The organism is Patiriisocius sp. 208BN25-11 (assembly GCF_058147145.1).
In genome coordinates this window covers 1-236 of record NZ_JBYVJY010000141.1, presented here as the reverse complement: position 1 = coordinate 236, position 236 = coordinate 1, and the positions used below count along the sequence as shown (strand labels likewise).

Genomic DNA, 236 nt, shown 5'->3' with positions numbered 1-236 from the left:
AACACAATTAGGTCTGTAGTATTTGCCAAAGGAGTTAGTATTTCAGTAAAATGAAATCTATTGGCTACTGGATTCTCCCAATGTAAATGCGATTGCACTATGGTAACTCTAAGTTGTGCGATATCCATACTCTATTTTTCTAACAAGGCTATGACGCTGGTACTATTTTGCATGGTTGCATGATCTAAGGCCGTGCTTCCTTTATCATCTTTTGCAGAGATATCTGCCCCGTGTTC

The 236-nt window shown here is 39.0% G+C and carries 1 protein-coding gene; it reads right to left on the bottom strand.

The features are described 5' to 3' along the window. Window positions 1-131 precede the first annotated feature (131 nt). The coding region (locus ACY2RS_RS15895; protein WP_490099626.1) for an ankyrin repeat domain-containing protein at window positions 132-236 on the bottom strand (105 nt) is incomplete at its 5' end.